Source organism: Bradyrhizobium sp. HKCCYLRH3061 (assembly GCF_051168015.1).
GTDB lineage: Bacteria > Pseudomonadota > Alphaproteobacteria > Rhizobiales > Xanthobacteraceae > Bradyrhizobium.
Genome location: NZ_JBNPUE010000011.1, coordinates 196,047 through 209,321 on the forward strand (window position 1 = coordinate 196,047; position 13,275 = coordinate 209,321).

Below are 13,275 nucleotides of genomic sequence, written 5' to 3' on the forward strand. Positions count from 1 at the left end.
CGCCGCGTCCTGACCTGAACGATTTCGGGAGGGGCGAGACGAGATGACGCAGGCACAACTCGCCCAGACCAACGATCCGCTGCTCGCCGTCCGCGACGTCAGCGTCGTGTTCGGCGGCATCGTGGCGCTGAACGGCGTCTCGTTCGACATGCGCCAGGGCCAGATCCTCGGCCTCATCGGCCCGAACGGCGCCGGCAAGACCACGCTGTTCAACTGCCTCAGCCGGCTCTACCAGCCGAGCTCCGGCGACATCCTGATGGAAGGCCACAGCATCCTGAAGCGGCCGCCACACCGCATCGCCGAGATCGGCATCGGCCGCACCTTCCAGAACGTGGCGCTGTTCCCGAACCTGTCGGTGCTCGACAACGTCCGCGTCGGCACGCATGCGCGGACCTCGAGCGACATCATCTCCGATTCGCTTCGTCTCGCCTGGATCCGCCGCAGCGAGACTTCGGTGAATACCAAGGTTCACGAGATTCTCGCCTATCTCAACCTCGAGGAGGTCGCGCACAAGACCGTGTCCGGGCTGCCGTTCGGCACCCAGAAGCGCGTCGAGCTGGCGCGCGCGCTCGCCGCTGACCCGAAGATCCTGCTGCTTGACGAGCCCGCCGGCGGCCTCAATCACGAGGAAGTCTATGTGCTCGGCGACCTGATCCGCCGTATCCGCGACGACCGCCACATCACCGTGCTGCTGGTCGAGCATCACATGGGCCTGGTCATGTCGATCGCCGACCACGTCGTGGCGCTGAATTTCGGCCGCAAGCTCGCCGAGGGCACGCCCGCGCAGGTGCAGGGCAATCCCGACGTCATCAAGGCCTATCTCGGGAGCAAGGATCAATGACGGCGCTGCTCAACGTCAAGGACCTGCGCGCCTATTACGGCCAGGTCCAGGCCCTGCACGGCCTCTCCTTCTCTCTCAACGAAGGCTCGCTGACAACCCTGCTCGGCGCCAATGGCGCCGGCAAGACCACCACCCTGCGCGCGATCTGCAACATGGTGCGCTCGACCGGTGCGATCGAGTTCGAGGGCAAGCCGCTCAACAACAAATCGACCGAGAGCATCGTGCGCTTCGGCATCGCCCATGTCCCGCAGGGTCGCGGCACCTTCACCAACATGACGGTGGAGGAAAACCTGCAGCTCGGCGCCATCACCCGCTCCGACAAGGCGGGCATCGTCGCCGACATCGAGCGGATGTATTCCTACTTCCCCAAGCTGAAGGAGCGTCATACGCAGCAGGCCGGCACCCTGTCCGGCGGCGAGCAGCAGATGCTGGCCGTGGCGCGGGCGCTGATGCTGCGTCCCAGGTTGATGCTGCTCGACGAGCCGTCGTTCGGCCTCGCACCGCTGGTGGTCCGCGACCTCTTCGGCATCCTCGGCAAGATCAACCGCGAGGAAAAGGTATCGATCCTCGTCGTCGAGCAGAACGCGCAGCTCGCGCTGGAGCTCGCCGATCAGGCCTATGTGATCGAGACCGGCCGCATCGTCATGTCCGGCGCGGCCTCGGACATCGCGAACGACGAGAACGTTCGCAAATCCTATCTGGGCTACTAACGGAGGCGGGACAATGGAGCTGTTCACCAACCAGGTCCTGGCCGGCATTGCGACTGGCGCGATCTACGCCTGCATGGCGCTCGCGGTCGTGATGATCTACCAGGCGATCGACCATCTCAACTTCGCGCAAGGCGAGATGGCGATGTTCTCGACATTCATCTCCTGGCAGCTGATGCAATGGGGCCTGCCCTACTGGGTCGCCTTCGTGGCGACGCTGGCCCTCTCCTTTGCCGGCGGCATCGCGATCGAGCGCGTGCTGTTCAAGCCGCTCACCAAGGCGCCGATCCTGACTCAGGTCGCCGGCTTCATCGCGCTGTACTCGATCATCAACTCCTTTGCCGGACTGACCTGGGACTTCACCATCAAGCAGTATCCGACGCCGTTCGGATCGTCGCCGTTCCTGGGCAGCCAGCTGATCTCGACGCACCAGGCCGGCATGATCGGCATCACCTTGCTGCTGCTGATCGGCCTGTACTTCTTCTTCCAGTACACCAGGGTCGGGCTTGCGATGCGTGCGGCGGCGGCGGTGCCCGAGTCGGCGCGGCTGGTCGGCATCAACACGTCGTGGATGATCGCGCTCGGCTGGGGCATGGCGGCAGCGATCGGCTCGATCGCCGGCATGCTGATCGCGCCGGTGGTCTTCCTCGAGCCGAACATGATGGGCGGCGTGCTGATCTACGGGTTCGCCGCCGCCGTGCTCGGCGGCCTGACCAGCCCGTTCGGCGCGGTGCTCGGCGGCTTCCTGGTCGGCATCTTCGAAAATCTCGCCGGAACCTACATCCCGCATGTCGGCAACGAGATGAAGCTGCCGATCGCTCTGGCCCTCATCATCTCCGTCCTGGTCATCAAGCCCGCCGGCCTGTTCGGCCGCAACATCGTGAAGCGAGTCTGATCATGAGCGCAATCGAGGACATCACATCCCAGGCGCCCGCGGTCGAGGCCGTTCCGAAGCGGGCCATGACCCTGAGCTCCGGCACCACATTCGTGGTCGTGCTGCTGCTCCTGGTGGTGCCACTGTTCGTCAAGAACTTCATCATCTTCCAGATGACGATGCTGCTGATCTACGGGCTGGCCGTGCTGGCGCTGAACATCCTGACCGGCGGATCCGGCCAGTTCTCGCTCGGCAACAGCGCCTTCTACGCCATCGGAGCCTATACGTCGGCGATCCTGATGGAGCAGTACAATGTCAACTACGCGCTGACCCTGCCGGTCGCCGGCGTGATCTGCTTCGGCGCCGGCTTCCTGTTCGGCCAGCCGGCGCTGCGGCTCTCGGGCGTGTATCTCGCGCTCGCCACCTTCGCGCTCGCCACCGCGATGCCGCAGATCCTCAAGCTCGGCTTCTTCGAGGAATGGACCGGCGGCGTGCAGGGCCTCGTCGTCACCAAGCCGGACGCGCCGTTCGGCCTGCCGATGTCGCAGGACATGTGGCTGTACTACTTCACGCTGGCGATCACGATCGCGATCTACGTGTTCTCGGTGAACCTCCTGCGCTCGCGGTCGGGGCGGGCTTTCATGGCGATCCGCGACAACGAGATCGCGGCATCCGCCATGGGCATCGACGTCGCGACCTACAAGACGCTGGCGTTCGGCGTCAGCGCCGGCATCACCGGCGTCGCCGGCGGCCTCGGCGCCATCGCCGTGCAGTTCGTGGCACCCGACAGCTACACGATCGTGCTCGCGATCTCGCTGTTCCTCGGCATGGTCGTCGGCGGCGTCGGCTGGCTGCCCGGATCGTTCGTCGGCGCGGCCTTCATCATCTTCGTTCCCAACATCGCCGAAGGCATTTCGAAGGGCCTGTCCGGCGCGGTGTTCGGCGTGCTGCTGTTCCTCGTCATCTTCCTCGTGCCGCACGGCTCGCGGCAGGTGGCGATGGTGGCGCAGCAGCTGCTCGGCAAACTCAGAAAGAACTAAGGAGGAACTCTTGCAGGTCGTTCAACAACTACGAATCGCCGCGATCGCGACGGCGGTCATCGCCCTCACCTCGGGCGCAGCACTCGCCCAGAAGAAATACGATACCGGCGCGTCGGATACCGAGATCAAGATCGGCAACATCATGCCCTACAGCGGACCGGCGTCCGCCTACGGCGTGATCGGCAAGACCGAGGAGGCGTATTTCAAGAAGATCAACGCCGAGGGCGGCATCAACGGCCGCAAGATCAACTTCGTCAGCTATGACGACGCCTATTCGCCGCCCAAGGCGGTCGAGCAGGTGCGCAAGCTGGTCGAAAGCGACGAGGTCCTGTTCGTCTTCAACCCGCTCGGCACGCCCTCGAACTCGGCGATCCAGAAATATCTCAACGGCAAGAAGATCCCGCAACTGTTCGTCGCCACCGGCGCCACCAAGTGGAACGACCCGAAGAACTTCCCCTGGACCATGGGCTGGCAGCCGAGCTACCAGAGCGAGGGCCGCATCTACGCGAAGTACCTGCTCAAGGACAAGCCCGGCGCCAAGGTCGGCGTGCTGTTCCAGAACGACGATTTCGGCAAGGACTATCTGAAGGGCCTCAAGGACGGCCTCGGCGACAAGGCCGCGTCCATGATCGTCATGGAGGAGAGCTACGAGACGTCCGAACCCTCGATCGACGGCCACATCGTCAAGCTGAAGGCCTCCGGCGCCGACGTCTTCTTCAGCGTCACCACGCCCAAGTTCGCGGCGCAGGCGATCAAGAAGCTTGCCGAGATCGACTGGCATCCGACGCATCTGGTCGTCAACGTGTCGGCCTCGGTCGGCAGCGTGATCAAGCCGGCCGGCTTCGAGAACTCGCAAGGGATTCTTTCGGCCGCCTACGCCAAGGATGCTGCGGATCCGCAGTGGAACGATGATCCCGGCATGAAGAAGTTCTTCGACTTCCTCGCGCAGTACTATCCCGACGCCAACAAGCTCGACAGCTCGACCGTCTACGGCTACGGCGCCGCGCAGACGCTGGTGAAGGTGCTGCAGATGTGCGGTGACGACCTGACCCGCGCCAACGTGATGAAGCAGGCCGCGAGCCTGAAGGACTTCGCGCCCGACACGCTGCTGCCGGGCGTCAAGATCAACACCTCGGCTACCGACTTCGCGCCCATCGAGCAATTGCAGATGATGCGGTTCAAGGGCGAGAAGTGGGAGCTGTTCGGCGAGGCGATCAGCGGCGCCATCGAGTAATCGCGCATCGCCGCAGAAAGCGGTGCCGATCTCCACTGGCCCTCCGCGCCATCGGCGCGGAGGGCTTTTTCATATCTGGATCGGCGTCGAACTATTCATCTCAGGCCGTTCTTGCAGAGCACTCACCCGCCGAGATTGCGGAGACCTCTCGCAGTTGCACATGATATGGACCGCCAAGGCACCGCGAAAACACGGACCGTGCCGTGATGTCGCAACCACCCCGGTGCAGCTCTGCTATAGTTCCAGCCAGAACAAGAGCCGCCATCAAGGCGGCCGAGACACGTCAACCAAACCAACACGGGAGAAACGCACCATGATGATCACGCGAAGGGCCGCCCTCGCCTCGGCTGCCGCCATCGTTCTCGCCTCGAGCTCCGCAATCGCCGCCGACAAGAAATACGATACCGGCGCCTCCGACACCGAGATCAAGATCGGCAACATCATGCCCTATAGCGGGCCGGCCTCGGCCTACGGCATCATCGGCAAGACGGAAGCGGCCTACTTCAAGAAGATCAACGCCGAGGGAGGCATCAACGGTCGCAAGATCAACTTCATCTCCTATGACGACGCCTATTCGCCGCCGAAGACGGTCGAACAGGCACGCAAGCTGGTCGAGAGCGATGAAGTGCTGTTCATCTTCAATTCGCTCGGCACGCCGCCGAACTCGGCGATCCACAAATACATGAACTCGAAGAAGGTCCCGCAGCTGTTCGTCGCCACCGGCGCCACCAAATGGAACGATCCGAAGGACTTCCCCTGGACCATGGGCTGGCAGCCCAACTACCAGAGCGAATCCAGAATCTACGCAAAATATCTGCTGAAGGAAAAGCCGGACGCGAAGATCGCGGTGCTGTATCAGAACGATGATTACGGCAAGGACTATCTGAAAGGGCTGAAGGATGGGCTTGGAGCCAAGGCCGCCTCAATGATCGTCATGGAGGAGAGCTACGAGACGGCCGAACCCTCGATCGACAATCACATCGTCAAGCTCAAGTCCACCGGCGCCGACGTATTCGTGAACATCACCACGCCGAAATTTGCGGCGCAGGCAATTAAGAAGGTCAAGGAGATCGAGTGGAAGACGCTGCATATCCTCAACAACGTCTCCGCCTCCGTCGGCAGCGTGCTGAAACCTGCCGGCTATGAGAATTCACAGGACATCCTCTCGGCGGCCTATCTCAAGGACGTCTCCGATCCGCAATGGAAGGATGATGCCGGGATGAAACAGTTCCTCGACTTCATGGCGAAGGATTTCCCGGATGGCGACAAGCTCGATGGCGGCACCGTCGTCGGCTACAGCGTGGCCCAGACGCTTGTGCAGGTGCTGAAGCAGTGCGGCGACAACCTCACCCGCGAGAACGTCATGAAGCAGGCCGCATCCCTGCGCAACTTCCGCACCGAGATGCTGCTGCCTGGCATCACGATCAACACCTCGGCGACCGACTTCGCGCCCGTCAGCCAGTTGCAGCTGATGCGCTTCAAGGGCGAGAAGTGGGAGCTGTTCGGCGACGTGATTTCCGCCGACGTCGGCGGCTAACGACGGAACGCAGTTGAAACCGCCTCCTGCGGCTTCGCGCCGCAGGAGGCGATCTCTCCAGGCATCTTTGCTGTCTTTGCCAAGAATTTCTTAAGCTAGGAGTTGAAAGAGAGGCGGTCATGCAGCGGCGGCGGTTACGCCGAGCGCGCGGCTGCGCTATGGGGACTCGTCCGGAGTGAAACGAGTCGCCCGTGCTGCGGGCGAATCCAACAACAAGGCCAAGCTCCAAGGCCGAGAAGGAGTCCCCACGTGACCACTGCCCTCACCCGCCGCACGCTCTCCAGCCTGCTCGGCCTCGCCTTGGTTGGCGCCGCTGCCGGCAGCGCCTATGCCGACAAGAAATACGACACCGGCGCCAGCGACACCGAGATCAAGATCGGCAACATCGTGCCCTATAGCGGCCCGGCCTCGGCCTACGGCTCGGTCGGCAAGGCGATGTCGGCTGTGTTCAAGAAGGTCAATGATGAGGGCGGCATCAACGGCCGCAGGATCAATTTCATCTCGTACGACGACGCCTATTCGCCGCCGAAGACGGTGGAGCAGGCACGCAAGCTGGTGGAGAGCGACGAGGTGCTGTTCCTGTTCGGCGTGCTCGGCACTGCGCCCAACACGGCGATCCAGAAATACATGAACGCCAAGAAGGTGCCGCAGCTGTTCGTCGCGACCGGCGCCACCAAGTGGAACGAGCCCAAGACCAATCCGTGGACCATGGGCTGGCTGCCGAGCTATCAGTCGGAAGCCCGCATCTACGCCAAATACCTCACCGCGCAGCAGCCGACCGGCAAGATCGCGGTGCTCTACCAGAACGACGACATGGGCAAGGACTATTTGAAGGGTCTCAAGGACGGCCTTGGCGACACCTCCCGCGTCGTGCTGGAGGAGAGCTATGAGATCGCCGAACCCACGGTGGAGTCGCACATCGTCAAGATGAAGTCGGCCAATCCCGACATCGTCGTGCTGTTCACCACACCGAAGTCCGGCGCCCAGGCGATCAAGAAGCTCGGCGAGATGAACTGGAAGCCGCTGACCATCATCTCGAACGTCAGCGCCTCGACCGCGGCCGTGATGCGGCCGGCCGGCGTCGAGAACTCGCAAGGGGTGATCTCGGCCGCCTATGCCAAGGATGCCTCCGATCCGCAATGGGCCAACGACCCCGGTCTCGGCGCGTTCAGGGAACTGCTCGCCAAATATCTGCCGGAGATCAACCCCGTGGATTCGTCGGCGCTGACCGGTTACAACATCGCCACCACGATGGTCGAGGTGCTGAAGCGATGCGGCGACGAACTGACCCGCGCCAATGTCATGAAGCAGGCGGCAAGCCTGAAGCAGTTTGCGCAGGGCGGGCTGTTGCCCGGCATCACGCTGACCACCGGTCCGGACGACTTCCAGCCGATCGAGCAGCTGCAGCTGATGCAGTTCAAGGGCGAGCGCTGGCAGTTGTTCGGCGAGGTCATGAGCGGCGAACTGAAATAGGCTGCGCACGGCACGCGGGCGGCGCCGCATGACCAGCCGCCGTCCGTTGTTGCGCGCGATCTTCGATGCCGCGGTCGCCGCGGCGCATCCTGACATGGTGCTGCCGGCATTCCTGCCGGCGGCTCCCAAAGGACGAATCATCTGTCTCGCCGCCGGCAAGGGCGCGGCCGCGATGGCGGTCGCGGCCGAGCGCCACTACCTGGACACGCTGGGATTCGATCCCGCGAAGCTGACCGGCATCGCAACCACCCGCCATGGCCATGGCGTGCCGACCCGGCGGGTGAAGGTCATCGAGGCCGGACATCCGATGCCAGACGAGGCCGGGCTGAAGGCCGCCGACGAGACGCTGCAACTGGCGGCAACCGCCGAGCCCGGCGACCTGATGCTGGTGCTGCTCTCCGGTGGTGGGTCCGCCAATTGGGTCGCGCCGGTGACCGGCGTCAGCTTCGCGCAGAAGCAGCAACTGACCCGCGCGCTGCTCCGCTCGGGCGCACCGATCGGCGAAATGAATACGGTCCGCAAGCATCTGTCGCGGATCAAGGGCGGCCGGCTGGCGCGGGCCGGGCAGAAGGCCGAGATCGTGACCCTGGCGATCTCCGACGTGCCGCATGACGATCCCTCGGCGATCGCATCGGGTCCGACGGTGCCCGATCCGACCACGCTGGCCGATGCCCGCGGCATCGTCGCCAAATACAAGCTCGAGGTCGACCCCGCGATCAGCCGGGCGCTCGATGATGCCGCCAATGAGAGCTGCAAGCCCGGCGATGCCGCCTTCGCCCGCGCCTCGTTCGAGCTGATCGCGCGCCCCGCCAGCTCGCTCGAGGCCGCCGTGGCCAGCGTCAAGGCGGCGGGCTACGACGTGCTCGATCTCGGCGCCGATCTCGAGGGTGAGGCCCGCGATGTCGCAGCCGATCACGCCAAGCTGGCGCGCGAGGCCCGCGCGCTCGGCCGCCGCATGGCGATCATCTCCGGCGGCGAGCTCACCGTGACGGTGCGCGGCCAGGGCCGCGGCGGCCCGAACCAGGAATATGCCTTGGCGCTCGCCGACCTCCTCAAGGACATGGAGGGCATAGCGGCGCTCGCCGGCGACACCGACGGCGCCGATGGCGGCGGCGGCAGCGCCTCCGATCCGGCCGGTGCGCTTGTCGATGCCGAGGTCATCGCCGCGATGCGGGCGCAGGGGCTGGATCCGCAGGCCTATCTCGCCAACAACGACGCCACCGCATTTTTCGCCGCGACCGGCGGCCTGCTGCAGACCGGACCGACGCTCACCAACGTGAACGACGTCAGGGTCATCCTGGTCGATTGAGGGGCGCGCCTGCGTCCTTCAGAACTCCTCCGCGATCTTGGTGAGCATCGCCAGTAGCGCGTCGCGCCCATCCGGGCCCAGCAGCTCGTTGAGCCGCGCCTCGTGCTTCGACACCACCAGCTTCTTGGCGCGGGCCAGCACGGCGCGGCCCTTCTCGGTCAGCATCAGGATGTGCGAGCGCCGGTCGTTGGCCGAACGCACTCGCGCACACAGGTCGCGGCTCTCGAGGCTGTCCAGCAGGGACACGAAGTTCGGCCGCAGGATGCCCAGGGTGTTGGCGATCTCGGTCTGGTTCCGGCCCGGATTGGCGTCGAGCAGCAGCAGCACCGAGAACTGGGCCGGCGTCAGTTGCAGCGGCGCGACGCAGCGCAGGAAGTCCTCGAACACCTTCAACTGCGCCCGTTTCAGCACATAGCCAAGCAGATCCGACAGCTCGCCGAGCTGGACCGCTTGCGTCTCATCGGCCGCTACGGCAGCTTCCTTGCGGCTTTCCCTCTTGCTGACGGGCTTGGCGCTATCGGCCATCACGGTCCGCCAAAATCATCGCATTTGCTTCCATCCCTGGTCTCGAACGCCGCAGCCGGAACAGCGGCCTTGAGATTATAATCGATAATTGTTATCCACTATATCAAACACGGGCAGCCCAATTCAACTGCCCCGACCTGCGGACGGCGCATGGCGTCGCCCGCATCCGGTCACCACAGAGGGGGAGCGTCCGGTCTTGAACACAACGATCCTGCTGTTCCTGTTGCAGGACGGCATTACCAATGGCGCGATCTACGCGCTGCTCGGGCTGGCGCTCGTGCTGGTGTTTGCCGTCACCCGGGTGATCCTGATCCCGCAGGGCGAATTCGTCACCTACGGCGCCCTCACCTATGCCTCGCTCGCTGCCGGCCAAATGCCGGGCACGGCGAAGCTCGCCGTCGTGATCGGGCTCGCGGCCTTCGCCTTCGACCTTTACGCCATGCGCAAGACGCTGCACGCGCCGAAGATCGCGCGCACCTTCGGCCTCAACGTGGTCCTCCCGGTGGCCATTCTGCTCGCCAGCATGTGGGCGGCGAACCAGCGCATGCCCGCCGGCGTCAGCCTGGTGCTGTCGCTGCTGATCGTGGCCAGCATCGGCCTGTCGCTCTACCGCATCGTGTTCCAGCCGCTCGCGCACACCTCGGTGCTGGTGCTGCTGATCGCCTCGGTCGGCGTTCACCTGGCGCTGCAGGGCCTCGGCCTGCTGTTCTTCGGCGCCGAAGGCCAGCGTGGCCCGACGCTGCTGAATGCCAGCGCGACGCTCGGCTCGCTGCGCTTTACCGGACAGGGCATGGCGGTCTACGGCATCACCATCGCCTTCATCGTCGGCCTCTGGCTGTTCTTCGGCCTGACCCTCTACGGCAAGGCGCTGCGCGCCACCGCCGTCAACCGGCTCGGCGCCCGCCTCGTGGGCATCCGCACCACGCTGTCCGGCCAGATCGCCTTCCTGCTGGCCTCCAGCATCGGCGCGCTCTCGGGCATCCTGATCGTCCCGATCACGACGCTCTATTACGACACCGGCTTCCTGATCGGCCTCAAAGGCTTCATCGCCGCGATCATCGGCGGCCTGATCAGCTATCCCCTGACCGCCGTCGCCGCGCTCGTCGTCGGCATCGTCGAGGCGTTCTCCTCGTTCTACGCCTCGAACTTCAAGGAAGTGATCGTCTTCACGCTGCTGATCCCGGTCCTGCTGCTGCGTTCGCTCGCCGCGCCCGCGGTCGAAGAAGAGAAGGATTGAGCCGTGCGCGAGCGTTGGCCTCTCATCGTCTTTGCCGTCATCGTTGCGGCGATCCCGTTCATTCCGGGCATGCCGCCGTTCTGGATCGTGCTGCTCGACAATATCGGCCTGTCCGCGCTGGTCGCGATGGGCCTGGTGCTGTTGACCGGCGTCGGCGGCCTCACCTCGTTCGGCCAGGCCGCCTTCGTCGGCTTCGGCGCCTACACGACCGCGGTGCTCTCGGCGCAGTATGGCATCTCGCCCTGGCTGACCTTGCCACTGTCGCTGCTGGTCTCCGGCCTCGCCGCGGTGCTGCTCGGCCTCGTCACGGTCAGGCTGTCCGGCCACTATCTGCCGCTCGGCACGCTGGCCTGGGGTCTCGGCCTCTATTATCTCTTCAGCAAGCTTGCCTTCCTCGGCCGCAATGACGGCATCTCCGGCATCCCGCCGCTGTCGATCGGCAGCCTCAAGATGCTCGATCCCGGCACGATCTATTTCGCGATCTGGGCCGCCGTTCTGATCTCTGCGCTGCTGACGATGAACCTGCTGGACTCCCGCACCGGCCGCGCCATTCGCGCCCTGCGCCGCGGCCACATCGCGGCGGAAGCGTTCGGCGTCTACGCACCCCGCGCCAAGCTGCTGGTGTTCATCTATGCCGCCGTGCTCGCCGGCCTCTCGGGCTGGCTCTATGCGCACTTCACCCGCGCCGTGAACCCGACGCCGTTCGGCGCCCAGGCCGGCATCGAATATCTGTTCGTCGCCGTCGTCGGCGGCGCCGGCTATGTCTGGGGCGGCGTGCTGGGTGCTGCGATCGTCGTTGTGCTGAAGGAGGTCCTGCAAAGCTACCTCCCGCTACTGCTGCATGGCGAGGGCCAGCTCGAAACCATCGTGTTCGGCATCCTCCTCGTCACGCTTCTCCAGCTTGCGCCGACCGGCCTGTGGCCGTGGCTGACGGCGCGCCTGCCGTTCAAGCCGCTCGCGAAGAAGCCGGACACCACAATCAAGCTGCCGGCCCGCGAGCGGTCCGCGACGACGCCCAACGTCCTGCTGCAAGTCGACAACGCGCGAAAGCAGTTCGGCGGCGTGGTCGCGGTCAACAACGTTTCCTTCGACGTACAGGCCCGCGAGATCGTCGCGCTGATCGGCCCGAACGGCGCCGGCAAGAGCACGACCTTCAACTTGATCACCGGCGTGCTGCCGCCGACCTCCGGCAACATCTCGGTGCTCGGCAAGGCCGTCGGCAACGCCCCGCCGCAGGACGTCGTCAAGCTCGGCATTTCCCGCACCTTCCAGCACGTCAAGCTGGTGCCGGACATGACGGTGCTGGAGAACGTCGCGATCGGCGCCCATCTGCGCGGCCATTCCAATGCGCTCACCAGCATGTTCCGGCTCGACCGCGCCGACGAGGCCAAGCTGCTCGCGGAAGCCGCGCGCCAGATCGATCGCGTCGGGCTCGGCGACCAGATGCACCAGCTTGCTGGCTCGTTGTCTCTCGGCCAGCAGCGCATCGTCGAGATCGCCCGCGCGCTGTGCGTCGATCCGATGCTGCTCTTGCTCGACGAGCCGGCCGCGGGATTGCGCCACATGGAGAAGCAGCGCCTCGGCGCGCTGCTGCGCGACCTCCGCGCCGGCGGCATGTCGGTGCTGCTGGTCGAACACGACATGGGATTTGTCATGGATCTCGCCGACCGCATCGTGGTGCTCGATTTCGGCACCAAGATCGCCGAGGGCACACCAGCCGCGATCAAGACCAATCCCGAGGTGATCAAGGCATATCTCGGAGCCGCTGCATGAGCACCTTGCTGGAAGTCGCCGACGTCCACGTCTCCTACGGCAAGGTCGAGGCTGTCAGATCGGTCTCGCTGACCGTCGCCGAGAACGAGATCGTCACCATCATCGGCGCCAACGGCGCCGGCAAGACTACGCTGCTCAGCGCCATCATGGGCGTGTTTCCGCTGAAGGGCCGCGTCTCCTTCCTGGGCGAGGACCTGGCACGCTATGAGATCGAGGACCGCGTCGCGCGTGGACTGTGCCTGGTGCCGGAGCATCGCGAGCTGTTCGCCACCATGAACGTCGAGGACAATCTGCAGCTCGGCGCGTTCCGCATGAGCAAGGCGCACGCCGCGCGCGGCTTCGAGCACGTCTACACGCTGTTTCCGAAGCTCAAGGAGCGGCGCAAGCAGCTTGCCGGCACGCTCTCCGGCGGCGAGCAGCAGATGCTGGCGATGGGCCGGGCGCTGATGGGCGCGCCGAAGATGCTGATGCTGGACGAGCCCAGCCTCGGTCTGGCGCCGATCATCGTCGCCGGCATCTTCGAGATCGTCGCCAGGCTGCGCCAGGAAGGCGTCTCGGTGCTGCTGGTCGAGCAGAACGCCAAGGCCGCGCTCAAGGTCGCCGACCGCGCCTATGTCATGGAGCTCGGCGAGTTCGCGCTCAACGGCAAGGCCAGCGAGATCGCCACCGACGAGCGCGTGGCGGCGAGCTATCTCGGCTTCGCCGAGGCGGCTGCGAGCTGAGCC

At 65.0% G+C, this 13,275-nt stretch carries 12 protein-coding genes; 11 read left to right on the forward strand and 1 reads right to left on the reverse strand.

Annotation, left to right across the window (positions count from 1 at the left end):
- Positions 1-43: 43 nt before the first annotated feature.
- The 8 genes from ACQR2C_RS19395 to ACQR2C_RS19430 all read left to right on the forward strand — a co-directional run bounded on the left by ACQR2C_RS19395 (position 44) and on the right by ACQR2C_RS19430 (position 9,015).
- Positions 44-841, forward strand: coding sequence for an ABC transporter ATP-binding protein (locus tag ACQR2C_RS19395; protein ID WP_434881867.1), 798 nt, complete (start codon positions 44-46; stop codon positions 839-841).
- Positions 838-1,551, forward strand: a complete 714-nt coding sequence (locus ACQR2C_RS19400; RefSeq protein ID WP_315805741.1) for an ABC transporter ATP-binding protein — start codon at positions 838-840, stop codon at positions 1,549-1,551. Before ACQR2C_RS19395 ends, ACQR2C_RS19400 begins: the two co-directional genes overlap by 4 nt.
- Before the next feature lie 13 nt (positions 1,552-1,564).
- Positions 1,565-2,443 carry a branched-chain amino acid ABC transporter permease gene (locus ACQR2C_RS19405; protein ID WP_315805740.1) on the forward strand — a complete coding sequence of 293 codons (879 nt, stop codon included), beginning with the start codon at positions 1,565-1,567 and terminating at the stop codon, positions 2,441-2,443.
- A gap of 2 nt (positions 2,444-2,445) precedes the next feature.
- The gene (locus tag ACQR2C_RS19410; RefSeq protein WP_316238196.1) at positions 2,446-3,462 is read left to right on the forward strand and encodes a branched-chain amino acid ABC transporter permease; all 1,017 of its coding nucleotides are present in this window, start codon (positions 2,446-2,448) and stop codon (positions 3,460-3,462) included.
- Between the two features lie 10 nt (positions 3,463-3,472).
- Positions 3,473-4,696 (forward strand): ABC transporter substrate-binding protein, encoded by a 1,224-nt coding sequence (locus ACQR2C_RS19415; protein ID WP_315805738.1) that lies wholly within the window; start codon positions 3,473-3,475, stop codon positions 4,694-4,696.
- Positions 4,697-5,009: 313 nt separating this feature from the next.
- Complete coding sequence (locus ACQR2C_RS19420) at positions 5,010-6,233, forward strand: ABC transporter substrate-binding protein (protein WP_315805737.1); 1,224 nt, start codon at positions 5,010-5,012, stop codon at positions 6,231-6,233.
- 249 nt (positions 6,234-6,482) lie between these two features.
- Positions 6,483-7,706 carry an ABC transporter substrate-binding protein gene (locus tag ACQR2C_RS19425; protein ID WP_315805736.1) on the forward strand — a complete coding sequence of 408 codons (1,224 nt, stop codon included), beginning with the start codon at positions 6,483-6,485 and terminating at the stop codon, positions 7,704-7,706.
- Positions 7,707-7,734: 28 nt separating this feature from the next.
- On the forward strand, positions 7,735-9,015 hold the full coding sequence (locus tag ACQR2C_RS19430) for a glycerate kinase type-2 family protein (protein WP_434881868.1): 1,281 nt from the start codon (positions 7,735-7,737) through the stop codon (positions 9,013-9,015).
- Between the two features lie 18 nt (positions 9,016-9,033).
- Here ACQR2C_RS19430 and ACQR2C_RS19435 read toward each other — a convergent pair whose 3' ends face one another.
- Complete coding sequence (locus ACQR2C_RS19435) at positions 9,034-9,540, reverse strand: MarR family winged helix-turn-helix transcriptional regulator (RefSeq protein WP_315713766.1); 507 nt, start codon at positions 9,538-9,540, stop codon at positions 9,034-9,036.
- 196 nt (positions 9,541-9,736) lie between these two features.
- Here ACQR2C_RS19435 and ACQR2C_RS19440 point away from each other — a divergent pair, with 196 nt between their 5' ends.
- The 3 genes from ACQR2C_RS19440 to ACQR2C_RS19450 are packed head-to-tail and all read left to right on the forward strand — an operon-like array spanning position 9,737 to position 13,272.
- A complete protein-coding gene (locus ACQR2C_RS19440; protein WP_315805734.1) occupies positions 9,737-10,777 on the forward strand; it encodes a branched-chain amino acid ABC transporter permease in 1,041 nt (346 codons plus the stop codon).
- Positions 10,778-10,780: 3 nt separating this feature from the next.
- The gene (locus ACQR2C_RS19445; protein WP_315805733.1) at positions 10,781-12,550 is read left to right on the forward strand and encodes a branched-chain amino acid ABC transporter ATP-binding protein/permease; all 1,770 of its coding nucleotides are present in this window, start codon (positions 10,781-10,783) and stop codon (positions 12,548-12,550) included.
- Positions 12,547-13,272: an ABC transporter ATP-binding protein gene (locus tag ACQR2C_RS19450; RefSeq protein ID WP_434881869.1), complete on the forward strand. Its 726-nt coding sequence runs from the start codon at positions 12,547-12,549 to the stop codon at positions 13,270-13,272. The genes ACQR2C_RS19445 and ACQR2C_RS19450 overlap by 4 nt, the downstream gene beginning before the upstream one ends.
- Positions 13,273-13,275 lie beyond the last annotated feature (3 nt).

Coding starts and splice junctions, on each gene's coding strand:
- ACQR2C_RS19405 (WP_315805740.1), top strand. CDS start 1,565: ATGGAGCTGTTCACCAACCAGGTCCTGGCCGGCATTGCGACTGGCGCG.
- ACQR2C_RS19420 (WP_315805737.1), top strand. CDS start 5,010: ATGATGATCACGCGAAGGGCCGCCCTCGCCTCGGCTGCCGCCATCGTT.
- ACQR2C_RS19430 (WP_434881868.1), top strand. CDS start 7,735: ATGACCAGCCGCCGTCCGTTGTTGCGCGCGATCTTCGATGCCGCGGTC.
- ACQR2C_RS19395 (WP_434881867.1), top strand. CDS start 44: ATGACGCAGGCACAACTCGCCCAGACCAACGATCCGCTGCTCGCCGTC.
- ACQR2C_RS19450 (WP_434881869.1), top strand. CDS start 12,547: ATGAGCACCTTGCTGGAAGTCGCCGACGTCCACGTCTCCTACGGCAAG.
- ACQR2C_RS19410 (WP_316238196.1), top strand. CDS start 2,446: ATGAGCGCAATCGAGGACATCACATCCCAGGCGCCCGCGGTCGAGGCC.
- ACQR2C_RS19400 (WP_315805741.1), top strand. CDS start 838: ATGACGGCGCTGCTCAACGTCAAGGACCTGCGCGCCTATTACGGCCAG.
- ACQR2C_RS19435 (WP_315713766.1), bottom strand. CDS start 9,540: ATGGCCGATAGCGCCAAGCCCGTCAGCAAGAGGGAAAGCCGCAAGGAA.